A 26,169-nucleotide genomic window follows, 5' to 3' on the forward strand; every position below is an offset into this window, starting at 1 on the left:
CGTGGCAGTAAAACAAAATCTAATGTTATGATTATGGCAGAAAGTACAATTCTTGAAAATATAGAATCAGGGAAAGCAGAAAGACAATGTCGTTATTTTAAGGCTAAAGTTTTAGAAGACCATAAAGCGGGTGCAACGGATATAACCTTTCAAAATGCAATTGATAAAGAACAAACCATAGTATTTACTGATAAAAGCACATCTTATGTGAATATTGCTGATTATGTGGAGCTGCATATCAGTGAAAAATCTGATGAAACAACTACTACAGAAACCTTGAAATGGGTACATATTACCATTAGTAATGTAAAACGAAACTTTGTAGGAACTAACCATAAAATAAAGAAGAAATATTTGCAATTATATCTAAATGAATTTTTGTACAAACTGAATCGCAGATACTTTGGTGATAAAATATTTGATAGGCTTGTAATTGCTAATATTACTGGATTATGATGTTTTACGGATATACAGTACTTTTTTATATCATGCACAACGCAACAAATTTACAACTCAAAACTCAAAACTTTGCATCTTTACAACTTCACAACACACCTCTTCACAGCATCCCAAACACTTTTAAAATACTCTTAGCACCTAAAAACAGGGCTATTCCGAAGATAAGAACTCCAAAAATATTTTGAATTGCAGAGTTTTTATAAATCCCAAGAATAGATGTTTTATTCATTATCCAAAGTAAGAATCCAGCAATTAACGGTAATAATAGCCCATTTGCTATCTGAGCAAATTTGATAATCTCAATCGATTTAAAACCAATTGATGAAAATAAAACACCCAAACCTAAAATAAGCATCCAAACCAATCTAAAATTTAAAGATTTCATATTTGAACTCCAGCCTAGGCAACCTGTAGCCACATATGCTGCGGCCAAAGGTGCTGTAATAGCGCTTGTAATTCCTGCAGCGAATAGACCAATGGATAGAAAGTATTTAGCATAGTTACCAAATAAAGGCTCTAATCCTCTCGCCAAATCTGCGGCATTACTCACTTGACCATCTTTAATTGCAGCTGCCGAAATAATGATACACATAGACACAATACCTCCTAAAACAACAGCAATAATGGTATCTTTTCTCGCGTGTTTCAAATCTGATGTGTCTTTCCATTTTTCTTTCACCAAAGACGCATGCAAAAATAAATTATAAGGCACAACCGTAGTTCCTACTAATGCAATCACTGTTAGTATAGTATTATTAGAGAAATCTGGAGTAAACAAACCTTTAAATACTAATACTAGATCTGGCTTTGTCAATATCGCTGTAATTAGGAATGCCAAACTCATCAAAATAACCAATATGATCAATGCTTTTTCCAACACTTTGTAATTCCCTATAAACAACAAAACAAAGGCAACAAAACCTATTACAAGACTCCATAGGGAACTAGAACCACTTGCGTTTCCAGCTAAGCTCTCCAAACCCAAGACACCTCCACTAATGTTTCCTGCTTCATAGGCAGCATTGCCAATAACAATAGCAGACAGAATCAGTATAATAGACAAGGCTTTAAAAAACGGATTAGAAATTTCCGTTCTAATCACTTCAGATAACCCCTTTTGAGACACAATCCCTAGTCGCGCAGACATTTCTTGCAATACAGCGGTTGCCACAATAGACAATAACATAGCCCAAAGCAACGTAAAGCCATGAGTCACACCAGCAATAGTACACACCGTAACAGTTCCTGGACCTATAAAAGCTGCAGCAACAAGAGGACCTGGACCTATATTTTTAAACCCGTTTTTAATCAAAAAATTATAATTGTTTTAGTAAGGTCTCAACTGCTTTTTTCAATTGCGTATCATGACCTTTAGATTTATCATCTGGATTATTATTTACTAAGACATCTGGAACAGCAGGACCAAACTCCATATTCTTTTTATTCTCCTTAACATACCACCCTCTAAAAGGCATTCTCACAAACGAACCATCAATAAGCCTTACTCCTCCTGTAGAAATGACCGCTCCAAATGTTGGCTCACCAACTAATGTTCCTATTCCCAAAGCCTTGTAAGCGTGTGAAAATATTTCAGCATTAGAATAACTTGTGCTATTACAAAGTGCAACCGATGGCTTTGTCCAAGACGCCAGGGGTAAACGCTCGCTAAACGGATAATTATTTACGAATTTTAGTTTATCCTTTTCTAAATTTTCAGAGGCTCCTCGAGGAATAGTAAAAGCGTGTTGTTGGACATTTAAAACCGCCATTAAATAATCTGTCGTCCATCCACCTCCATTAAATCTCACATCGATAACTAAACCTTCTTTTCCCAAGCCAGCTGCAGTCAATTCTCTTTCAAAATTCTCAAAACTTTGCCAATTCATGCCTTGAATATGAATATACCCTAATCTTCCGCCGGAAAATTTTTCTGTTAAACGCTTACGCTCTTTAACCCAAGCTCTATAATTTTCATTACGATTATTTGCAACTGGTCTAATAACAACTTCAAGATCAGTGTTACCTCGTTTGACTTCCAAATATATTTTTTCATTTGAGGTCCCTTCTAATAAACTATAAAAATTAAGATTTTTTGTAAGTTCTGTGCCGCTAACAGCAGTAATAATGTCTCCAACTTCAATTCTACTGGTTCTTTTATCTGCTGGCATATTCGCTACGACAGTAACAACTTCAAGACTTCCAGAGCTAGTTGACTCTACCTCAATACCTAACAAACCCGTAAGATCTCGTTGTAGGTCATCCCGATATTCACCAACTCTAAAACCCATATGACTTGCATTAACTTGACCCAACATCCAATTGAATATGTCTTGGAAATCTATTCTTGTTGAAGCTTTCATTGCTAGTGGCTTATAGGTCTTTTTTAAAGCTCCCCAATCTTGACCATGAAAATTTGGATCATAAAACCCGTCATTAATAGCTGACCATGCTTCTTCAAAAATTTGATTAGACTCTTCAAAATAATCAACATCCATTTTAGCAGTAATGGATAAGGATTCTAATTTATCATCTGATAAGTTGAGCGTTGACAGACTTCCAGAACCCTTTGTCATTATAAATTTTATTCCATTTGTATCTGCAATAATATTTGAAGGCCTTGAATTATTTGTTGTTATCGCCTTGTTATCTTTTCCATCCCAAGATATTTTATATAAGTCAGAATCAACTTCAGCATCGCCTCTACTGCCATTACCTGTCGTATAATATATCTTTTCACCATCTTTAGATATAAACTGACCAAATTCACCACCTACAGAAGACGTCACCTGTACTTGCCTTTCATAAATATCTTCAAAGTCTATAACAATAACTTCTACAGCCTCTTTAGAGGTATTGTCCTTTTCGTCTTTCTCTGTATCATTCTTCTTATCCTTCTTCTCATCCTTGTGTTTTTCATCTTCCCAATCCTGAGGTGTTTTTTCCCAATCTTCTTTATTTAACCAGGTAAACCATACGTCATAATCACCATTATTTCGATTTGAACTGAACATTAATTTTTTACCATCACCACTCCAAATAGGACCTTCATCTTGCTTGGGGTGCATAGAAATATTTACGGGATCTTGAGTATTATCTGCTTTATGAATATATATTTCATTATTAAAGTCTAAATCTCTTAAACTATAGGCTAACCAATTTGAATCTGGGGACCAAGACACATCACTTGCACTAGCCCAACCATTTAACAATACGTTTTCGCTTGAAAGCTTTCCATTTTCATCAATTTTAGCGACAACCAATCCCCCTCTACCTCTGTTGTACGCTATAGATTGACCATCAGGAGACAGCACTGGGTCTTGTTCATTTTCTTTTGTTTCGGTTAACCGAAGTACCTTGTGTTTTAATGTATTTAATAAGCTAGACTCTTTAGCGTCATCAGACCTCAAAAGATATAAATCGTTTTGACCATCTCTATCTGAAACAAAAATGATTGTGCTATCGTTAAACCACACTGGCATCCTGTCTCTATAAGATGATTTAGAAATATTTACTGTTTTTTTATTATCCTTATCAGTAGATCTTATAAACAATTCACCTCTAATCACTAAGGCTGATTGGTTCCCGTTTGGAGATAGCGCAATACCGTCAATACCATCAGTGAAGGTTCTATGTTCGGTAGGATCAAATCTATAATCTGAACTTATATTCAGTTTCACTTCTTTTGGGGCACTTGACGCTGTATTTAGAACAAATAATTTATCGCCTTGCACCATGACTAAATCTTTACCATTTGCACTTAATCTGAACGAAAAAATACCCATGTCTTTAAAAAATGTGACCGACTCTATTTGACCTGTTTTTTTTCCTGAACCATCAATATTGAGCTTGTGTACATTATATTTCCCACTTCGTGAAGACTGAAAGTAAATGGTAGAATCATCACTCCATTGCGGGTAAAAATCATTCCCATCGTAAGTCGTGAGCTGTGTATACTCATCTTTATCAATGTTGTACAACCAAACATCTCTGTTTGCTGCCCCTTGATAAGATTCTCTAGCAATTCTACAAGCCCCTTTTACAAAAGCGATAAATTTTCCGTTAGGCGACAATGTAGCATTAAACCCAACAGACGTCATGAACCTTGAAGGCGTACCACCTATATCATTAACGGAATGTATTTCAAACTCTCTTTCTACTTGAGCGAAATCACGTCGTGTTTGAAATATAATCGTACCATTTTTAGTATAATCGCTTAGAAAATCGGTCGCTGAATGAAAAGTGATTCGTTTTGGTAATCCTCCTTGTGATGAAACGACATAAATATCATTATTACTATATCTATCACTTTCAAAAGCAATAGAAGCACCATCATGGCTCCACATCGGATTAGTGTCGTAAGCCTCGTGAACTGTTATGCGTTTCAAATTCTTTCCATCCATCGTGGAGGTCCAAATATCGCCTTGATAATTGAAGGCAATGTTTTGACCATCTGGACTTAGAGACGGCATATTGACGAGCGGATTTTGCGCGAAAACATTGAGTGAAAAAGCGATGACTAAAATTACTAAAAGCTTAGATACTGATTTCATTATAATGGCTGGTTTTAAATTTTGTTTTAAAAATAATGGTAAAAGTCAAGACCATGAACTTTGCCTTAACATTTAAAATGTTTTAACATCAAAAACTATTAGTTATCTATAGAGTTTAGTGCATAAATAGCAAAACTACCTAACCAATGGCCCCCTTCATAACTATCACCTACAATATTAGGTAATGAATAATTAATATGCTGATTTGCAATATTTTTAAGATGCTTATATTCTGGTAAATCTTTTGCGATTTCATTTAAACTCCATGCTCTAGAGAAGTTCACACCATCTAGATGTACGAGCTTCCCATCACTCCTATCACTTACTTTACCAGTTTCTAAAGTAAAATTTTTATCTTTTAACTGCGGAAGGAAATCGCTGAGCCACTTTTTAAAGTCGTCTATTGGCAACACGCGCTTCATCAATGCAGCTTCTTCAAAACAAGGTGATAGAAAATCAAATCCGCTAGGCTCCCAACTCAAGGGACAACCAGCATCAGTCATATAAAAATCTCTTGCGCGTTTCTCTATTAATAATTGTAACTGCTCATTCCCTAAAGTTTTTGCATAATCATAGGCAAATGAGAGTCCGAAAGCGGTATTAGGATGCTCTCCCACTCGTATTGGATAATTTAACTTTGGCAAAAACGCGATGTATTTCTCTACGATTAAATCTGTTAGCGGTTGTAAGTTAGATTCTAACTCTTTAGAAATAGGATCATTCCACTTATGGAGTTCTTCCGTTAATTTCAGTAACCAAGCCCAACCGTAAGTGCGCTCGTAGGTTGCGTTATATGTTCCGAAGAAATAATCGACTTCTGCCTTCATATGTTCTTGTGATAAGTTTTCAAGCAACATTCTTTTAATGTCTACCGCATTTTCAAGCTCTGGATATTGCCTCAATAAACGCACTAAACTCCAATGTCCATGAACCGCAGAATGCCAATCAAAGCATCCATAAAACGCAGGATGTAAGTCTTTAGGCGACTTTAAGTCATCTTCACTACCGATAGTTTGATTCAGTTTATTTGGATACTCAGTTTGAATACAATGAATAGGCAATTGCGCTAATCGGTTTGCTTCCTCTAAATTGATTGTAGGTATTTTAGCTTGTTCTACTTCAATTTTTTGTTGAACACTTGTTTTTTTATTTTCTTCGGAAGTATTGCAGGCTAAAAGACAAAGTGAAATTAAAAATAGTACGCTTTTTTTCATTTTTAGATGGTTGTGATATTTCAAGTTTTAGACAGATTATAGGCTTAAAAAAAACCTATGTTTATTATTTATTTTCATGTGTCGTGTAATTGCCTATCAATTGTAAGATTTCTGAGTTCTCAGAAATTGGTGATTAGCCCAACCAACCTTCACGATCCATACTTCGATACTGTATGGCTTCAGACAAATGAGAACCATTAATTACTTCTAAGCCTTCCAAATCAGCAATCGTTCTTGATACTTTCAAAATTCTATCATAAGCTCTAGCAGATAAATTTAAACGTTCCATTGCCGTTTTTAAAAGCTGCATTGATGCCTCGTCCAACTTACAGTGTTGTCGCAAGAATTTGGTATTCATTTGCGCATTATAATGTACTTTCTCAGATTCCTTAAAACGTTCTGTCTGTATCTCTCGTGCCGCTGTTACTCGTTTTCTTATTTCTACTGAGGTTTCTCCTTTACGCTCATCTGCCAATTTCTCAAAAGGCACAGGAGTGACTTCTATATGGATATCAATACGATCTAATAACGGTCCAGAGATTTTACTTAAATAGCGTTGCATTTCTGCTGGAGAAGAGGTCACAGGTGCATTAGGATCATTAAAATAACCACTAGGACTTGGATTCATACTTGCCACCAGCATAAATGACGATGGATACGTCACTGTGAACTTTGCTCTAGAAATCGTGACTTCGCGATCTTCTAATGGCTGCCGCATCACTTCTAAAACTTCACGTTTAAATTCTGGAAGTTCATCCAAGAATAAAACACCGTTGTGAGACAAGGAGATTTCTCCAGGTTGCGGATAACTTCCACCTCCAACTAAGGCGACGTTGCTTATCGTATGATGAGGACTCCTAAATGGCCTCTGAGCCATCAACCCTGTGTGTTCTTGAACTCTACCAACAACAGAATGTATCTTCGTCGTCTCTAAAGCTTCTTGTAAAGTCATTGGCGGCAAAATACTCGGTAATCGTTTTGCTAACATTGTTTTTCCTGCTCCTGGTGGACCAATCAATATAACATTATGACCTCCTGCAGCTGCTATTTCCATACAACGCTTGATACTTTCTTGACCTTTAACGTCACTAAAATCAAACTCTGGGAAATCTAGATTTTTATAAAATTCTTCTCTTGTATTTATGATCGTTTGCTCTAAAGGTTCTCCAACATCAAAAAATTTAATAACTTGTGATATATTATCGACACCAAAAACTTCTAACCCATCCACAATGGCTGCTTCTTTAGCATTTTGTTTTGGGAGGATAAAGCCTTTAAAACCTTCTTCTCTAGCTTTTACTGCAATGGGAAGAGCTCCTCTCATAGGCTGCAAATTTCCGTCGAGAGATAATTCACCCATTATGAGATACTTATCAATATCGTCTCCGTTAATCTGGTTGGTAGCAACTAAGATCCCAATCGCTAACGTGAGATCGTATGAGGATCCTTCTTTGCGTAAATCGGCTGGCGACATATTGATAATGATCTTCTTCCCTGGGATTTTATAACCGTTATTTTGAAGTGCTGCAGCGATGCGAAAATTACTCTCTTTTATCGCGTTATCTGGAAGACCCACGAGATGGTAACCAATTCCTGAATCTACGTTAACCTCAACAGTAATTGTTGTTGCCTCAACGCCAAAAACAGCACTTCCAAAAACTTTTTTGAGCATAATTAGTTGGTTTGCTTAAATATAGGCAATTTGAATGAGCATTATGTTTGTTTTAAATTCTTTTCTACCATGTTTCCTCTCCTACGAGTTTAGGACTAATTCTAATTCGCATCCAAGGTCTATTTTATATATCATCCTTAAATAACCACTGTAATCACCGTATTTAAAATTGTTTTAATAATTTTATTTTTCAAATGACCTAATCTTAATTTTGAAACTCCAGCTTGATTTAAAGCATTCATAATCTGTAGGCGTTAAACCTCCCGTTTGCAAGAGGTTTGTCCATCGTTCTAACTTGACCTTAGAGCGTGTTAAAAAAGATTCGATATCTTCTTTAGTTTCCGTTTTGTAATCTGCATAACTCTCACCCAAAACTTTGAGTAATTCCTTTTTAAGTGATTTTATAAGTGTTTCTATATCCATGGTTTCTAATTTAATTACTACCTAAAAAATTAAGTATCTTAGACTCATTAGCTCTACTTTTCTTAGCTTCATATTGAATTATTAAATCCAAGGCTTCAGCCACTTGAACTTTAGCTTCTCTTGTAAACCCTTCAGAAAGCTGCTTATCTTCCTGCCACCGCCTAAAAAATCCAGCTAGTAAATTTTTATCTTTATTGGCAATGAGATTCCACATTGCATAACTCACTTCGTTATTAGGTTTATTTTTTTCGTATTCTACCATTTTTTGAAGCTCTAGCAGCAACGCCTCGACCTCCATTTCATAAGTGTTATAAGATTGCGTTGCTTCATCCATTAAATTTAAACTCTCCACTTTTATAGATATTGCTTGCTGATATGAATATTGATCAAAAACGGCTGTTTTTAGACTTTGACAACCTAGCATCAAAAGCGAGAGAAGTGTGACTACAAGATATTTCCGGAGTAAAAAAAAAGAGACTATTTTTAAATTGGTTTTGAGTACATTTATCATAGGGCACAATTTAAGAAGTGAGTATTTTATCAATTGTGGCTTCTAAATTATGACTATCTGTCATTGTATTGAGCCTATTGAATACCTCTTCCACTAACCTACTGGTTTGTCTTCCCCAAATACCGTCGATGATAAGCGATTTTCCGTAGATATACTGTAACACTAATTGGACATACAGTGTTTCAGATTTTGCGTTTGTATTATAATCTACAGAGACACTGCTGTCTAAATGCCAATGATCGGCATGATTTGGGTAAAAATGATTGAGTACGATTCCAAAATACTTCCTAAGAAAAGATTCTATACCTAAATACAATAGGTTTTGATGCACAACATTGTTGGTTACCAAACTGTGATTATCCCAAAAAATAGCATCGAGGTCAAAGGCTTTCCCTTGACGATGCTGAACAGGTTTCCCAACCTCAATTCCTGCTGTAGTAATCACGTTTGGCTTGCCTAAAGGACAATGATCAAAAACGTCTTTTAGAGCCGCTTTTAGAATGATTAAAAACCCATCATCAATCTCAAAAGATCTTTGAACTCCAATGGCTCCATAAGGATGGTCGGTCGTTCTAGCATAATGCAGATCGATCCCGTAAATGGCATTAATAGTGTTCATATGTTTACATTTATTATTCTTGAACGGTCACATACTGTTCTCTTTTAATCATCTTTTAAATGACAAAACTGCTACCACGCTTGTTTCATAAAACTTAATTTAAAGTTTAATAGCGCTATTAATTCTATTAGGTAGTACTTAAATTTACGAAAAGTTTTACGAAAAGTTTTACAAAATCTAACTGAAATCATAACGCATCTCATAAATTTTATTTTGAAGTAATCTCAGTTCAAACTTCCTTAAATGTATATCTTAGTGCTACTAAATTTTTATGTATGACCCTCACTAAACGCATTGGTCTTGTTTTGGGACCAGCGCTTTTTATTTTAATTTTGTTGTTTTTTAAACCCGAAGGTTTATCAACTCAAGCCAATGCAATACTAGCTTCAACTGCTTGGATTGCCGTTTGGTGGATTACTGAGGCTGTTCCAATTGCAGTCACCGCTTTACTCCCAATTGTATTGTTTCCGTTATCTGGAGGATTAGATTTAGCAACAACCACGAGTTCATTTGGTCATAAATATGTATTTCTCTATTTGGGCGGATTCATCATTGCCATTGCCATAGAAAAGTGGAATCTCCACAAACGAATCGCCTTAAACATCATTACTGTTATTGGGAGTGATGTTAAAAAAATAATTCTGGGTTTTATGATTGCCACAGCCTTTTTATCAATGTGGATTTCAAATACCGCGACTTCTGTTATGATGCTTCCTATTGGGATCGCGATCATCAAACAACTCAAGGATAATCCCAATACCATTGAAAATGAAAATAATATCTTCGGAAAAGCACTCATGCTCGCCATCGCTTATAGCGCCTCCATTGGAGGTATCGGAACGTTAATTGGCACGCCACCAAATTTGGTTTTGGCTGGTGTCGTCTCAGATATTTATGGCTATGAGATTACGTTTTCACAGTGGTTTATATTTGGATTCCCGATAGCATTAGTTCTATTATTTATTTGTTGGCAATATCTCACACGTTTTGCGTTTACATTTAAACAAACCGAATTTCCTGGCGGAAAACAAGAAATCAAACGCCTCCTTAAAACTCTTGGACCTATCAGTTACGAAGAAAAAGTAGTTGCCCTCGTTTTTGCAATTACAGCATTCTGTTGGATTACGCGCTCCTTTTTATTAAAAGAGATCTTACCTGCATTAGATGATACCATAATTGCTGTGTTTTTTGCCATCCTATTATTTCTAATTCCAGCTAAAAACAAAAAAGAGCAACTTATCAATTGGGAAGAGGCTACTAAATTACCTTGGGGAATTATTCTCCTTTTTGGAGGCGGAATGGCTTTAGCACAAGGATTTCAAGTTAGCGGACTAGCAGAATGGATTGGTAGTCAGATGACACTTTTTGCAGGAGTCACCACCCTAATTCTTATAGTGCTACTGGTTGCCACTGTCAATTTTTTAACCGAAATCACGTCAAACCTTGCGACAACAGCGATGTTGTTGCCTGTTTTAGCGCCTATGGCTATAACCGTAGACATTCATCCGTTTGTTTTGATGGTTGGTGCTGCAGTTGCTGCGTCTTGCGCATTTATGCTTCCTGTGGCAACACCTCCTAACGCTGTGGTTTTTGGCTCTGGCTATTTACGAATCCCAGATATGGTAAGCAAAGGGATTGTAATGAATGTGATTTCTATAATTGTGGTGACGCTGTTTGTTTATTTTGTGCTTCCAGAAGTTTGGGGAATTGTGGTTGATGGGTTTCCTACGGAAATGAGAAATTAAGTCAAGCTCGTTATTACTGAGAAAGCAGACCTCTACTTTTTTGAATCTAAGTGGATTCCTGCCTTGTTAAGAATAACAAGATCTATTTTATTGCTAGCTAGTTTTTTTTTCATTTCAAGCACAAATGGTAATTCCGTCATTACGAAATACATCTTTCGGTCTTTTTCAGAGATTTGAATTCCCATTAATTGATATTTATCAGTATCCTTATTTTTCCATTTCTGAATAATTATTTCAGTTTTATCTGAATTCCATTTCCAATGAACGTTTTTCATCATTTCATCAAGTTCTTTCATAAAATCAATATTTAAATTGAATCTATTATTTTCTTTAAATTCAAATGTAGAGTTTATAAATGCAGATTTTAAATCGTCCATTATTTTCTACTGTTCATCAGGTATTTTCGGAAAGTCTCCAATTATCTTTTCTACTTTCCAAATTCCTATTAATTTTTCTTTATTTAATGTTTGCCCATAAGCAATAGAACTTAATAAAGTTAGAATTAAAATTATGTTTTTTTTCGTTTTTTATTCTTTTTGAGTTTTTTTTTGGTAATTAGCTTCAATGCTTAGCATACGTTTGGTTTCGGTAGTTCGATGCGTGGCCAAGCAACTAATTTAGAACATAAAACCCGAATAGAAAGTCTTCTAGGGTTTTTGTAAGTGGGCTAAAACTAGTAATAAATCATATATGATGTTGTGTATGTAAAATTACTTGATTGCGTAAGGAACCTTTCAAATAAAATTAGCGGTAGCGAACATTCAACGACCTTTAAATTTAACTTAAAATAGCAATTTTTTATATTCGGTATTGTGAGTATGTTTTATTGTTTTGTATAAGTAAATGTTGCATCTTCTAGAACTAAATCATAGCCACCAATATTAAAAATTATTGGAACTTGAAAACTGTTTTCCAAAAAAAACTGATAACTCATTACCACTTAGTAATAGCATATTAGTCTCACTTGCGGATATTACTGTAATAGTGTTTTCTTGCTGTGTCCAAGTGATGTCAAATGTTAATTCTGGACCTGACACACAATTTGTAATATATTCTAAATTACCAGATACCGATGGATCAATAAAGTCTGCATCTAATTCTATCAATTCTGAATCTGAAACGATCTGACCTGAGCCATCGGCATAAAAGATAAAACCATCGCCTCGAGAACAATTGGCTATTTCATTAAATATATTGTTTGAGGATTCTCCATCGCCATTAAAATCTCGTATACTTTCTACTTCTAACTTACTTACTAACCATGTACCCACTATACTTTGATTTAATGCACTATTACCATCATTATCAATATACTAACAAGTAGTACTAAACTCCTAAATCTTTTAATCACTTTAATTATTGTTTTTCTTAATTTTTAATTCTGTTTGAATACATAAAAGTATGGACGCAAAAATAATAAGTGACGATAAAATTAAAGACCAATACTCTTTTGGTTGCGAGATATTTGAAAAATTAATATTTAGGATACTCCAAACACAAGAGCATATTATAAATAGTAACACCCAATTTCTTTTTAGCATTTTTTTTTGAATTATTTATGCTAGGAGTTTCCTAAGCAGGCTAAAACTAGCCATGTTTGCTTCTCGACGATACCTTCGCTAGTTTTTTGCAAAAGATTCACTTAGGTAGTATACAATGTTGTAACCCGTTTATCTCTTATGACATTTAGTTTTGACTTTCTGCTAACATTTTAAAAAAGTCACCACTCATTTGATCAACATAGTCATTTGAAATTAAATGTCCAGCTTGGTTAATCCATACTTTTTTAGAGCCTTCAATTTTATCAGCATACTTTTTGGCCAATTCAAAACTTAATATTGGATCTTTCTTTCCGTGTACAATCAAGGCTGGAATTGTAATTGCTTATAAATAGGCTCAGAGGCGAGAATTGCTTTCACCTGATGTTCTCCAGCTTTTATGTTGAACCCTCGTCTATTGTGAAGTTCATAAAGCCCGCGTTCACCAATAGATGTAAGATTCATAGCATACGAATCATTACCGTTAGTATTTTGCATGGCCTTGAAATAATACTTGAGAAACGAGGTATCATCCTTAAGTAACATAGATCTCAAAAATAGTTTAACCATTGGTGCTGGTGTCCAATTAAATTCTGGATGGTCATCTTTTAAGTCTGCTGTGGATGATAATGAGGTTAATGATAGGACTCTATTAGGGTATTTAAGAGCTATTCTTTGTGCAATATAGCCACCCATAGAATATCCTAGGACATGAATTTTATCAATTCCATTCTTGTCAAGAACTGCAATGGCATCATCCATCATATCTTCTATAGTATAGGTTTTTGGATGTTCATTATCTGACCAATCTTACAACCCTACATCTCTTTGGTCAAACCTAAGGACTTGATACCCATTACCTGTTATAGCTTTTATTAAATATGGATTCCATAGTGTTGATGGCTCTGTAAATCCATTAACAAGTAAGACGGCACCTTTTGTGTCACTTGATGTATTCTTTAGTTCATACCATATTTTAGTCGATCCTGAATTGGCATAACCTGTATCACCATCTATTAATTCTGTAATTTTTTGCTGGTTATATCAGTAATCACTTCGTCTGTTTGATTAGGTAACTCTGGGTCTACAAAGAGGTATATGGTAGCCACACTAATTAGTCCCAAGAGTACAAACAAGAAAATTTTTAATATTTTTTTCATTAGTTTATTTTTAAAAATTGGCATTAACTTTTGTTATTTGGTTTATTGTGAATTAAAGCAACTAATTAAGTAAACAAATCACAGATAGAAAATTCCAGAAATCCCGAAAGCTATAGGTATTTGTAACCAGCTTTGATTAATCAAGTATATAAATAATTAAAATTGGTCTGACTTTCAGCTATGTAAACATATGAAATTCGATACTTTAATACGCCATTATCTAAAACATCTAGAAAAAACACGTATTGATAATTTATTATTCCAATAATATCAGAATTATATTCCAAAATATCATCAAATTCATTACTATCGGGATTATCATCTTCTTCAATGAATTGGCTTTGAGTTATTCCAAAACTTAAATTTGGTTCGATAAATTCAAATAATTGAGATGTGTTTTCCGATTGTAAGTTCGGCTAAGATTTTTAATTTAAAAGGTTCGCTGTAACGTCTAATTACTTTGTCATTTCTATACATAATGTTTAAAATTATGTAGCCTTATTTCAGGACGGGTCAGAATGTTTACCAACGTCTTATGTATGTTTAGTTGCATTGGTTAGCAACTAAATTAGTAAAAGAAACCGAACCATAGGGAAATCCGCTAGGATTTTCCGAGTACACACCAACCAAGCACTTAATTATACACGTTGTGCTTTAGTTATTGTTCTACAATTTCTTTATCAATTAAATCTAATATTTCATTCATCCTTTAAACCCCTTATAAATCAGCTTAAATAAGCAAAAAATCGCTTAAAGAGCAATATGATTAGTTAACGTCGACTTTATTATATTTAAACTACCTTTAACGTAAATTACTAAAGAATAAGCATGTTAAAATTATAAAACATTATGAAATTTAATAAAAAAATTCCAATCCTAGCGATGCTGTTTATTGGATTAATGTCAAGCTGTAGTTCAGAGACGGAATCCTTAGAATTTGAGGAAGCAAATTTAATTAGTAAGCAATCTAAATCTTTAATATTACCAGTTAATCTTCGTGTTGCTGGAAATTTTGCGATTCTTTCAAAATCAGGAATCACTAATGTGTCTCCATCTGTCATTACGGGTAATGTAGGAACAAGTCCAATAACGGGTGCTGCTCTTTTATTAACATGTCCCCAAGTTACTGGCAACATATATACAGTTGATGCAGCAGGTCCACTTCCTTGTAAAATAACTAATGCTACTGGACTTACGACAGCTGTGTTTGATATGCAAACTGCATATACAGATGCAGCAGGACGCTCTAACCCAGGTTATTTAAACGAAGGAGCTGGAATTATAGGAGGACTTATGCTAAAACCAGGGCTTCATAAATGGACAAGTACACTTTTAATACCGACAGACATAGAACTTGACGGTGGTGAGGATGATGTATGGATATTTCAAGTTGCAGGAACGCTTACGATGAGTTCTGCAGTTAGAATGAATTTATCTGGAGGGGCACAAGCAAAAAACATTTTTTGGCAAGTATCAGGCGCTGTTACACTAGGAACCACAAGTCATTTTGAAGGAAATATATTAGGTGCAACCTCAATAGCTGTACAAACAGGAGCCACAATAAACGGAAGGTTGTTAGCACAAACAGCGGTAACTTTACAAATGAATACGGTTACGGTACCAGTGAAAATTCCGGAGGAAGCATTTAGATAAGTACTAGCGAAAGCAATTAATTATAAACCGTATTGTAAGCAGTTTTTTACGTTTAATTCAAATACGCAACAACTTTAAAGACAGCCTCATTAAACACATAAAGATATTAGTATCCAATATTCAGACACGAATCAAGATGTTCTCTGTCCAGAATTTCTTGACCTATAACTCTGTTTCACAATTATCAATTTTTGCTAATTGAAATAAAGGATATCACACAAATTAATAAAAAAGATATAATTTTCATATTGTTTTTTTTTGACAAAAAAAATTGATGACTCAATTCTAAAACCTCCTTACTACATTAAATTATTGAATTCGGATTGTTTTTATTATATTTCTTACAACTCGCTATATAACTATAAAAATATCATCACCTCTTTTTTACAGACAGGATAACACCACAACGCTACTCTTTTTAAACCCTACAATGTTAATCAACACAGCGCATATATCTATACGTAGTTCTACGTATATTTTAATTTATACCTGTTAAGTAGGAACCTTACAAAATTAGAAATTGTTTATTAGAAATTATTAGGAAAACCCGCAATCAACACTAAATAGATTCTATTTAGAAGCTATAAATTAGACATTATAATATGGAGTAGCAGACTTAGTTAAGAGCATTTACAAGGTTTTATGAGACTAGCTCTTATTATGAATATTCACAAACTCCAAAGCCCTCATTTCGTTATAATACACACCGCCTTTTTGAATAAACCCAACATGACCACCATAATCTGGCATTTCTAAGTATAAGTTTTCATTCTGCTTGGCTTCTTTTACAGAATAGCATTTTGCAGATAAAAAGGTATCGTTTAAAGCGTTGATGATTTACAAACTCCCTTGTCACATGATAATGTCAAAAACGCAAAATAATATCTAAGCATACTAATTAGTTCTTAATGAACTTTAAAGTCTGCTCTGTGTTTGCTGCTTTAATCTTTAAAAAATAAATACCATTAGCAAAATCTTCTACGTTAATAAACATATTTAATTCTCTATTCTTATTTGAAACCATATTTAAAATTCTACCATTGATATCTATAATTGTCAAACTATCAAAACCATATGTACTGTTTACAGTCAATTCTGAATTTGTTGGATTAGGATACACAGAAAACAAATTACTCTCAAAATCATCTACAGAAAGCGTTTCTACAATTTCAGTAGTCACCGTATTTGTAATTATTGGCGGGTTGAAATCAAAATAAATAGCTGCTGTACTTGAAAACACATCACCCAAAACCACATCATCTTTTGGTTTTATCTTGTAAGCAATAAAACCGTGAGAATTTGGTTCGTCGCTTGTGCTATCTGCCAAATTGATATTATTAAAGATAAAACTCACATCTGTTTGATCTATAATTTCTACACGACCATCATGACTCAAGCTTTCTAATTGCATCGTTGTCCAATCTAGTTTATCATCTAAAACATTTTCAACTCTTACATTTATAGCACTTGCTGTTCCTGTATTTTGAAAACGGATTAAATAGTGTAGGTGTTTATCTGCATCTTCTAGTAAGATTTGGTCGCCTTCTAAAACTGTGATGTCGTTTGGGTCGTAAGAACCGATTAAGGTTTGGTCTAAAGTAAACACATTATCCTCTTCTGTTTCATCACCTGATACTGGATTTATTGTTGCTGTTGCACTAAGCTCATCACCATTATTGTTTGTTGGTGGTGGGAGTACGTTGAATTTTAAAAATATGGTTCTTGTTTCAAAGGGGATTAAGTCTACAAAATCAAAAACCAAAGTGTTAGAAGTTTGACTAGCGATAGTTTGATTAGTTTGTAACAACTGCAATTTACTTTCGTCAAATTCAAAAATCACATCACCTGATAAATTAGTTGTTCCTATATTTCGATAGACCACTAAATACCAGGTATTAAATCCTGGTCTAGGGTCTATAATTGCGGGATAAATTGCAATTTCAAGATCGGTTACAGTCGCTATTGGTTCGATACAAAAATCTATTGAATTTAGACCTCCAACATTATCAAAGGTTGAAGAAAAAGAATTTGGATTTGACACATAATAATTAGGAATTGAAGAACTAATACTCGTTGTAAACTCACCAGAACCAACAAAAATTTGATAAAACCCTGTAAACTCATTGTCCAAAGTGTAGGTTGAATATGAAACATCTTCCATTACAGTAGTGACCATAAGATTAGAAACACCTAGATTAACTGAACTACATTCATCATTTGTAGTATTTAATCGCACATATCCAGAAATTTCATTGGAAACAATTCCAATATTATCATGCCAAAATATTTTATCACTTCCTCTAGAAGACGAAAGAATATCTTTATCACCATCATTATCCATATCTGTTATAAATATACTGAGAGGCCAATAATTCTCTATGGAAATAATTTTTGGTGGATCAAATGTTGCTAATCCGTTTATATTTTCAATCCATAAAATTTCGTCGGGTTCTGAACCTCCAAAAGCTGATCTCGATGAAGTTACTATATCTTGATCTCCATCATTATCTAAATCTTCTGATGATATTGCAGTACTTCCATTGACGCCAATTTCAGAAGATATTAAAATTCGATCTCCAAAATTTCCTAAACCGTTAAGGTTTTCATGCCAAAAAATGGAATCATCATTTTCATTAGACATATACATGACATCGATATCACCATCACTATCTAGATCTGTTGCATGCGCTTCATTAACTGACAGCGCATTATTGCTAATTATAATTGGCGAACTAAAATTACCGTTGCCATCAACATGTTCTAACCAACTCACACTATCATCTAATCGAGAATATGACAAAATATCTTGATCACCATCACCATCTAAATCAAAATTTTTGATTTCACTTTGCTCACCAATGTTTAATTGAATTGATTGTTTACTACCAAAATCACCAGAGCCATTCGTGTTTTCATACCAATAGAGTTCATCACCATCGAAAGCTGTTATATAGAGCACACATACATCTTGATCTCCATCATTATCCATATCAAATACAGCTAAACTATAAGGCTCGTCAAATGGGTCAAATTCAATATAATCTGGAGATGCAAAATTTCCTAACCCATCTAGATTTTCAATCCACATTACCTTACCTTCTTGACCTTGATACTGTGTACCAGGAGTAATTGCTACTAAATCTTGATCACCATCATTATCTATATCAGCTGTTATAATATTTTTTGGTATTCCTGGTTCAGTAAAGATAATTTGTTGTGGTCCAAATAATTGGTCTCCTCCAAGATTCTCGTACCATCCAATAACATTTTCACTTAGTGAAGAAAATATGACGTCCTTATTTCCATCACCATTTAAATCAGCTGCAATAACATACTCCGAGAAACCTACATCAGATGTGATTATTGAACGATCACTAAAATTTTGATTTCCTATGTTTTCCAGTAAAGATAAAGTTCTTGATCTTGAAAGAATAATTACATCTTGATTTCCATTATTTGTAAGATCAGTTGATTTTACGTTATTTAAAACAATAAAATCCTCAGCAATAAGATTTATATTTGAAAAACTATTTGAGTTGTTTATATTTTCTGAAAAATATAAATCTTCATTTATAGTTAACAAAATATCCAAATCCATATCATTATCAATATCAGATAATTCTATTGATTTATTTTCTGTAGAATTTGCTGTAGTTGAAACTGTTGCTGTCATACTCAGATTACCACTGCCATCATTAGTATAAATACGTAAACTACCAGAAGATAATTCACTATAAAATACAATATCATAGTCTCCATCATTATCAATATCATCAAAATCTAAATCACGGACATTTGCATTACTAATCAAAAATATTCTTGAATTAAATACGCCTGCACCAATATTTTCATACCAGTAAAACCCACTATATGAAAAACCCACAAGATCAGAGTCTCCATCATTATCTAAATCTAAACTAGAGCCAAATTCATTAACATTAGGTAAATCCTGCTCATTGGTGAAATTTCCAACTGAAGATTGTGTATTCTCTAGCCAAATTGTTGTGCTTCCACTTTGATGTATTAAATCTAAATCATTATCGTTGTCAACATCTACAGCATAAACAAATCCAATTGAACTAGTTGAAATAGTTATTAATTGCTGTGGTCCAAATGTGCCTAAACCATTTGTGTTCTCATACCAAGCTAATTTGTTATCAAATTGAGACGCAGAAACGATGTCATCATCTCCATCATTATCAAAATCTAAAATTGCAATAGAATAGGTTCCATAAACCTCTTCGGTTATTACCTTTTTTCTTAAAAATACTACATTAATTCCAGAATTCTCATACCAATCTATTGAGTAAATTCCATAAGTAACAATATCCACTTGACCATCAAAATTTATATCTGCAAACAAATATGAATTCATAGAATCTGTAAAGTCAGTAACTTCTAGATCCTCAAACCCAATCTGTCCAAAACAAAACTGCAAACCAAAAACTAAAACAAGCGTTGCGTATAAATTCTTTATATGTTATTTTTCTTACGTGAATTAACTACTTTTCAACGACTTCACAAACTCCAAAGCCCTCATTTCGTTATAATACACACCGCCTTTTTGAATAAACCCAACGTGACCCCCATAATCGGGCATTTCTAAATATAAATTGGCATTCTGTTTGGCTTCCTTTACAGGATAGCATTTTGCAGATAAAAAGGTATCGTTTAAGGCGTTGATCACTAAGGTTGGGACTTTGATATCTTTTGCAAATTGCAGACTGCTGCATTGGGTGTAATAGTCCATCGCATCCTTAAAACCGTGGGCTTTTGAGGTATAGAAATCATCAAATTCTCTTAGGGTTTTAATATCACTTAGTTTTTTATCGCTGAGGAGTTCTGGGAATTGCTGTTGTTTGATGCGCAATTTATCGAGCAGGTGTTTTCTAAACCGAATAGCAAAGGGTCTATTGATGAGTTTCTGTAACTCGGTAGAGGAGCCATCTAAATAGGCAGGCACCGAAATACCAATCGCTGCTTTAACCTCATCAGGCACCTGTCGCTCTTCACCGACATATTTAAGCACCACATTACCACCTAAACTAATGCCTTGTAAATAGATTTTAGAATACTTTTTGTTATGAATACAGTGCTGGATCACATCGTCTAAGTCATTGGTAGCTCCAGAATGATAACTCCTATAAAACCGATTATCGGTACCGCTACACCCTCTAAAATTCATGCACAGGGCATCCATTCCGTTTTCGTTAAACAGTTTAGCGGTTCCGGTGACATAAGGGCGTTGCGCGTGGCCTTCTAAGCCATGAAGCAAAATAATAACGGCGTCTGATTTCGCTTTGGCATAACTCCAATCTAAGTCTAAAAAATCACCGTCTCGCGTGTCCATACGTTCACGCGTTTGTTGGAGTTTTACGGTTCTAATTATCCCTGAATACACAGTGGCTATAAATCCGTTTTTGAATTGAAATCGGGGTTTGAAGGTGGATTGTAGGATGGGCATCTTATCAGTTTGCAGTTGGCAGTTGGCAGTATTGTGGGGTCTAAAGGTATTGTTTTTAATTGTGCTTACTCGGTTATTTTTTTCTCACAGAGGCGCAAAGACGCAAGGCTCAATGTGATCACTCTTGTGGTCCTCCCTTAATCCCTCCTAAGGAGGGAAACGAATGTGTGATTACTCTTGCAGATTCTCATGTTTTAATTTTTTGAAATATGTCTCTGTGAAACTTTGGGTAAACGTCGTGCATCTCTTGTGTAATAGCCTTCTAAAATCTCACTTAATTATCAAGTCTGTAAATTTAAAGTCTTTTCCGTTAAACAAGCCTTTATCGCTCAATTTTAACGACGGTATAACCAACAGTGCCATAAACGACAAGGTCATATAAGGTGCATTTAGTGGACTTCCCATTTGCTTTGCCATATTATCAAGCGCTGCATACGCTTTACCAATAGTGTCGCCATCTTGATCACTCATGATTCCTGCCACAGGAAGCGGAACGATTTTGTCTTCAAAAGCTGTTACTGCACAAATACCCCCTTTATTTTCAATGATGAGATTTACGGCTTTGCAAATCATCGCGTCACTCACGCCTACGGCAATGATATTATGAGAATCATGACCTACAGAAGAGGCTATGGCGCCTTCTTGGAGTCCGAAATTTTTAATAAATGCCAGTGCTGGCTGGTCATTATTATAGCGATTTACGACGGTCATTTTAAGCGTATCAGTTTCGGTATTTGAGACTAGGTTTCCATTATCTATCGTCGCTTCTTCTATGATTTGGTTCGTCACTAACTGCCCTTCTAAGGCTTCTATCACTCGGATTTGCTTTTTTAACGAGGCGCTTTCCGAAGAACGTTCCGAAGCAATTCTAAAATCGGATACGTTTTTCTTTGACGTATTAAAATTATTTAAATTTTTGAACGCAACGGTTTGGAGTTTAGAAGTTCCGCAGTCACTCACCAACTCCCCATTAATATAAGTTTGACGGACTTTAAAATCTTTCAAATCTTCAACAATAATACAATCGGCAGCATCCCCTTTTTGCAATACGCCAACATCCAAATTATAATGCACTACAGGGTTTATACAAGCCACTTGCAATACTTTGAAGACATCCATGCCTTTAGCCACTGCCCTAGCGCATAATTTATTAATGTGATCCACGATTAAATCATCGGGATGTTTGTCATCACTGCAAAACATCATATTATTATAATGTTCTGGTAGTAAATCAATCAAGGCCTCAAAATTTTTGGCTGCACTCCCCTCTCTAATCAGAATTTTCATGCCTTTTTGGAGTTTTTCTAAGCCTTCTTCATAGGTGAAACACTCGTGATCTGTAGAAATTCCTGCATTGATATATTTTGTAATGTCATCGCCAACAACGCCTGGAGCGTGACCATCAATAGGTTTCTTATAGTGTTTTGCCCATTCTAATTTTTGGAGCACCTCTGGATCATCAAACAACACGCCTGGATAATTCATCATCTCAGCCAAATACTTGATCTCTGGATTTGCCATGAGCTCTTTAATCCCATCAGCATCGATAACCGCTCCAGCAGATTCAAAACTCGTTGCAGGCACGCAAGATGGTGCACCAAAATTGAACTTAAAAGGGGTTTGCTTCCCATTGTCTATCATGAAGTTCACACCTTCAATCCCGAGTACATTAGCGATTTCATGAGGATCAGAAACGGTTGCCACTGTACCATGAGTCACCGCTATTTTTGCAAACTCTGTGGGCACGAGCATGGAGCTTTCTATGTGAATGTGTGCATCTACAAATCCAGGAAGGATGTACTGATTGACATTATGTTCCTTCTCCTCTATGTTGAGAATTTTCCCTTCGGAAATGGTAACTTCTCCATTGAAAATGCGTTTATTTTTGATGTCTACTATTTGACCTTGTAGTGTTTTCATTCTTGTCTATACTTGAGACTTCTCTCCAAAGGAAAGACGTTAGTCCGTTTAATTAATTAGTGTCACTATTTGATTTGTTAGCTACATGTACTCGACTTTGCTCGAACTGACAGAAAGCGTAATCTTTAAAATATGAGTTGTGCTTTCAGTAACTTTAAAACGCTCATCTGCTCGCCTATCAATAACCCAAACCATTTTTTCTTCGGAAATGAGCAACCACACATGTTCTTTATCTACCAGTGATAATTTCTCGTCTTTAAAGTATTTACTGAGTTTCTTTTTACCTTTCATACCCAATGGATAAAAGACATCACCTTCTTGCCATTGTCGCAGTGACAAAGGAAATTTCAATTTAGATTTATCCACAAAAACCACACGGCTTTGGTTTCCGACAACAGCATCTACTTCATCAAAAGATAAGGTTCCTGCTGGTGTTTGGGTTTTATCTTCTAATGTATGTATTATAAAGGTGTCTTTTAAAGCACTTCGACTGCACTCAGTGTGAGCCTCGTCTTCTTGAGTATTTCGATGTGTTAAAATTAGATGCGCTCTGTCTTTTACAAGTCGATACCTGTCTGACAGTATTTGCTTTCCAGACTGTGCCTCTAATAAACCAACCATATCATCCCATGCTGTGAATCCATAATCTTTAAACATCTCATAAAGGTATGCCTTGGGATTGTTCGCCTTTTTAAATGGCAGTACATCCAATACCATCTTATGTTCATCTATATCGATTATGGCGCGTTTAGCGACTGCTCTCAAACTTTCTTCTACAATGTCTGAGGTATCGTTTAAATGATCTAAAGTCGTTTTAAAGTTTTGAAGCAGGTTTACATTCGTCTCTTTTAAAACGGGAATAACATGATGACGTAATTTATTCCTGAGGTATTTATCTGAGGCATTGCTGCTATCTTCCCGCCATTTAATATTGTGCTTAGTTGCATAAAATTCTAGTTCTTGTCTAGAAAAAGACAATAAGGGTCTCACGATGTTGTCATTAATTTCAGGAATTCCCGTCAACCCGCTTAATCCTGTACCTCTGGTGAGATTTATTAAAAACGTTTCTAGATTATCATCTGCATGATGTGCGGTTAAAATATAATCGAAGTGTAAACTTTCGGCTAACTCAGAAAACCAATTGTAGCGTAAGTCTCTGGCTGCCATTTGCGTTGATAGCTTTTGGTCTTTCGCAAATTCTTCAGTTGAAAAGCGTTCTATGAATACTTCTAAATCTAAGTTTTCTGCTAATTCTAAAACAAAATCCTCATCATCGTCACTTTCTTTTCCACGTAAATTGAAGTTGCAATGTGCGAGGGAGATATCAAGCTTCAATTCGTGGCATAAATGCGTTAGAATAACGCTGTCTAATCCTCCAGAAATAGCAATAAGGAGTTTACTTTCTTTTAGGAACGATAGATTACTGGTAATATGGTAGTCGAATGTATTAAACAAGGTTTGAGGGATTAGGGATTAGAGATTGGCTGATTAGAACATTGCGCATTTTTTTAACTTCAACAGATAAACTTTTTATTGTGGTCAAATCACTCTCATAGCGAAAATTTAAATTTAATGCGATTTGTAATTGAGTTTGCATTTCAAATAAAGCACCTCTTACTATCTTTGAAAATAGCGCATAATCCTTAGTGTAATGTCTACCATAACCTTCGGCACTATTAGTCGAAATTGAAATCGAACTTCTTTTTATCTGCGATGCTAATCCAAGTTTCTCATCACTAGGTGATTTTTTTACCTCGATATGAACTAGAGCCACCATTTTAAATGATTTTTGCCAAACGATTACATCTCTAGAACTGTCCATACTGCAAATTTAGAGTTTTTTATTCAGACCTTTTTCTAATTACATATGCCTTTTAATGCATCACTGCGTTTTCCAAAACCTCACGCATCGCCTTAGCCTTAACCAAACACTCCTCATATTCTCTCAACGGATCACTTTTAGCAGTAATGGCACCACCTACAGAATACGACACGTATTTATTAGTCTCATTGTAAAGAATACTTCGTATCACCACGTTAAAATCAAAATCATTATCTGGCGTAAAATAACCGACAGCACCTGAGTAGAGTCCGCGTTTTGTCTCCTCCAGCACTTCGATAATTTTCATTGCCGAAATTTTTGGAGCACCTGTCATGCTCCCCATTGGGAACGTTGTTCTAATAATTTCTATGGGATGTGTTGCATCACTAACTTGTGACGTTACCGTAGAAATCATATGGTGGACTTGATCAAACGTATAGACTTTACAGAGTTCTTCTACGATTACGCTACCTTTAATAGCTGTTTTTGAAAGATCATTTCTTACCAGATCTACAATCATCACATTTTCACTGCGTTCTTTAATGTCTTCGGAAAGGTTCTTAATCAAAGCCTCGTCTTCTGTTTTATTTTTAGAGCGTTTAGCAGTTCCTTTTATAGGCTGGGAGGTTATTTTCAAACCTTCTTTTTTAATATAGCGTTCTGGTGAAGCCGATAACAAGTATTTGTCGTAGATCTTTAAAAACGTAGCGAAAGGCGGTTTTGAAATCGCATTGAGCTGCTGGTAGGTCTCTAGCGGATTAATTATAGTGTCTTCTGCATAAAACTCCTGACAAAAATTAGCTTCATAAATATCGCCTCTGTAAATGCGTGACAATAAATTATTGAGTTTCTTAAAATACTCGTCTTTATGGATTCTCAGTTTTATTTTAATGTTGTTTTCATGAGTCTCGACTCCACTCGAAGTGACCGTTGATTTAATGTCACTTAAATCCTCTTCTAACTCATCATCAACGAGATTCAAATAGTGCGTTTCTAGCACATTTCCTTTTAATAAAAATATTTTTTTGGGCTGAAAAAATAAAAGATCTGGAAATTCTAATTCGTCATGATTTTTTGATGACAAGCGTTCCACGTCATTTTTAAGGTCATAAGATAGATACCCAAAAAGCCAATCTTTGGTAGTCGTTTGATATTCTTTGAGCTGGTTAAAAGCATCAAAAGAATCGGTTTGAAAAACGGTAAAGGCCTCAACCGCTAAAACCGCATCATAAGAAGACTCTTTTTGTGCATAGTCATTACTATCTAACCAAATGACTTCATCAAATTGTTGGCTCCAATTAAGGAGTTGTTTTTTAAACGCTTCGGGATTAGAAATGTGTTGGGTTTTTACCTGTCTCAATATCGATTTTTATAAAAAACAAATTTCCGAATTAATGTGGTCACTGACAAGTATATTAT

The 26,169-nt window shown here is 34.9% G+C and carries 19 protein-coding genes and 1 pseudogene; 3 read left to right on the top strand and 17 right to left on the bottom strand.

Annotated features, from left to right (window positions below):
• Positions 1 to 456, top strand: a 456-nt coding sequence (locus H593_RS0106730; RefSeq protein WP_028871747.1) for an IS1595 family transposase, incomplete at its 5' end; no start/stop codon positions are given.
• Between the two features lie 103 nt (positions 457 to 559).
• On the opposite strand, the gene H593_RS0106735 is transcribed toward H593_RS0106730, so the two are convergent.
• The 7 genes from H593_RS0106735 to H593_RS0106765 form a co-directional block, all read right to left on the bottom strand.
• Entirely contained in the window at positions 560 to 1,771 is a 1,212-nt protein-coding gene (locus H593_RS0106735) for an Nramp family divalent metal transporter (RefSeq protein ID WP_028871748.1), read from the bottom strand.
• Between the two features lie 4 nt (positions 1,772 to 1,775).
• Positions 1,776 to 5,009, bottom strand: a complete 3,234-nt coding sequence (locus H593_RS0106740) for a S41 family peptidase (protein ID WP_028871749.1) — start codon at positions 5,007 to 5,009, stop codon at positions 1,776 to 1,778.
• Positions 5,010 to 5,107: 98 nt separating this feature from the next.
• The gene (locus tag H593_RS0106745; protein WP_028871750.1) at positions 5,108 to 6,223 is read right to left on the bottom strand and encodes a DUF2891 domain-containing protein; all 1,116 of its coding nucleotides are present in this window, start codon (positions 6,221 to 6,223) and stop codon (positions 5,108 to 5,110) included.
• Positions 6,224 to 6,356: 133 nt separating this feature from the next.
• Complete coding sequence (locus H593_RS0106750; protein WP_028871751.1) at positions 6,357 to 7,895, bottom strand: YifB family Mg chelatase-like AAA ATPase; 1,539 nt, start codon at positions 7,893 to 7,895, stop codon at positions 6,357 to 6,359.
• A 183-nt stretch (positions 7,896 to 8,078) separates the two neighbouring features.
• Entirely contained in the window at positions 8,079 to 8,318 is a 240-nt protein-coding gene (locus tag H593_RS0106755) for a hypothetical protein (RefSeq protein ID WP_028871752.1), read from the bottom strand.
• 10 nt (positions 8,319 to 8,328) lie between these two features.
• A complete protein-coding gene (locus H593_RS0106760) occupies positions 8,329 to 8,829 on the bottom strand; it encodes a hypothetical protein (RefSeq protein ID WP_157588788.1) in 501 nt (166 codons plus the stop codon).
• Positions 8,830 to 8,839: 10 nt separating this feature from the next.
• The gene (locus H593_RS0106765) at positions 8,840 to 9,448 is read right to left on the bottom strand and encodes a hypothetical protein (protein ID WP_028871754.1); all 609 of its coding nucleotides are present in this window, start codon (positions 9,446 to 9,448) and stop codon (positions 8,840 to 8,842) included.
• A 275-nt stretch (positions 9,449 to 9,723) separates the two neighbouring features.
• Between H593_RS0106765 and H593_RS0106770 the strand changes: the two genes are divergently transcribed.
• On the top strand, positions 9,724 to 11,193 hold the full coding sequence (locus tag H593_RS0106770; protein WP_028871755.1) for an SLC13 family permease: 1,470 nt from the start codon (positions 9,724 to 9,726) through the stop codon (positions 11,191 to 11,193).
• A 32-nt stretch (positions 11,194 to 11,225) separates the two neighbouring features.
• Here the strand turns inward: H593_RS0106770 and H593_RS0106775 are convergent, their stop codons facing one another.
• From H593_RS0106775 to H593_RS19920, 4 genes and pseudogenes are all read right to left on the bottom strand, one after another.
• Complete coding sequence (locus H593_RS0106775) at positions 11,226 to 11,570, bottom strand: hypothetical protein (RefSeq protein WP_028871756.1); 345 nt, start codon at positions 11,568 to 11,570, stop codon at positions 11,226 to 11,228.
• A gap of 504 nt (positions 11,571 to 12,074) precedes the next feature.
• A complete protein-coding gene (locus H593_RS0106780) occupies positions 12,075 to 12,464 on the bottom strand; it encodes a hypothetical protein (RefSeq protein WP_028871757.1) in 390 nt (129 codons plus the stop codon).
• A gap of 415 nt (positions 12,465 to 12,879) precedes the next feature.
• Complete coding sequence (locus H593_RS0106790; protein ID WP_028871758.1) at positions 12,880 to 13,059, bottom strand: alpha/beta fold hydrolase; 180 nt, start codon at positions 13,057 to 13,059, stop codon at positions 12,880 to 12,882.
• Positions 13,056 to 13,526: pseudogene (locus H593_RS19920) on the bottom strand (alpha/beta fold hydrolase); the annotation flags it as partial. The pseudogene H593_RS19920 and the gene H593_RS0106790, both read right to left, overlap by 4 nt.
• 1,214 nt (positions 13,527 to 14,740) lie before the next feature.
• On the opposite strand from H593_RS19920, the gene H593_RS0106805 reads away from it, so the two are divergent.
• The gene (locus H593_RS0106805) at positions 14,741 to 15,544 is read left to right on the top strand and encodes an ice-binding protein (protein ID WP_028871760.1); all 804 of its coding nucleotides are present in this window, start codon (positions 14,741 to 14,743) and stop codon (positions 15,542 to 15,544) included.
• 898 nt (positions 15,545 to 16,442) lie between these two features.
• Here H593_RS0106805 and H593_RS19925 read toward each other — a convergent pair.
• From H593_RS19925 to H593_RS0106835, 6 genes are all read right to left on the bottom strand, one after another.
• Positions 16,443 to 19,982 (bottom strand): FG-GAP repeat domain-containing protein, encoded by a 3,540-nt coding sequence (locus H593_RS19925; protein ID WP_051229643.1) that lies wholly within the window; start codon positions 19,980 to 19,982, stop codon positions 16,443 to 16,445.
• 60 nt (positions 19,983 to 20,042) lie between these two features.
• Positions 20,043 to 21,008: a YheT family hydrolase gene (locus H593_RS0106815; protein ID WP_028871761.1), complete on the bottom strand. Its 966-nt coding sequence runs from the start codon at positions 21,006 to 21,008 to the stop codon at positions 20,043 to 20,045.
• A gap of 270 nt (positions 21,009 to 21,278) precedes the next feature.
• A complete protein-coding gene (gene ade / locus H593_RS0106820; RefSeq protein WP_028871762.1) occupies positions 21,279 to 22,928 on the bottom strand; it encodes an adenine deaminase in 1,650 nt (549 codons plus the stop codon).
• An 81-nt stretch (positions 22,929 to 23,009) separates the two neighbouring features.
• Positions 23,010 to 24,383, bottom strand: coding sequence for a tRNA lysidine(34) synthetase TilS (tilS, locus tag H593_RS0106825; RefSeq protein WP_028871763.1), 1,374 nt, complete (start codon positions 24,381 to 24,383; stop codon positions 23,010 to 23,012).
• Positions 24,376 to 24,750 carry a four helix bundle protein gene (locus H593_RS0106830; RefSeq protein WP_028871764.1) on the bottom strand — a complete coding sequence of 125 codons (375 nt, stop codon included), beginning with the start codon at positions 24,748 to 24,750 and terminating at the stop codon, positions 24,376 to 24,378. Before H593_RS0106830 ends, tilS begins: the two co-directional genes overlap by 8 nt.
• Positions 24,751 to 24,802: 52 nt before the next feature.
• The gene (locus H593_RS0106835; RefSeq protein WP_390620532.1) at positions 24,803 to 26,110 is read right to left on the bottom strand and encodes an anthranilate synthase component I family protein; all 1,308 of its coding nucleotides are present in this window, start codon (positions 26,108 to 26,110) and stop codon (positions 24,803 to 24,805) included.
• Between the last annotated feature and the right edge of the window lie 59 nt (positions 26,111 to 26,169).

This window comes from Psychroserpens burtonensis DSM 12212 (assembly GCF_000425305.1).
Taxonomy (GTDB): domain Bacteria; phylum Bacteroidota; class Bacteroidia; order Flavobacteriales; family Flavobacteriaceae; genus Psychroserpens; species Psychroserpens burtonensis.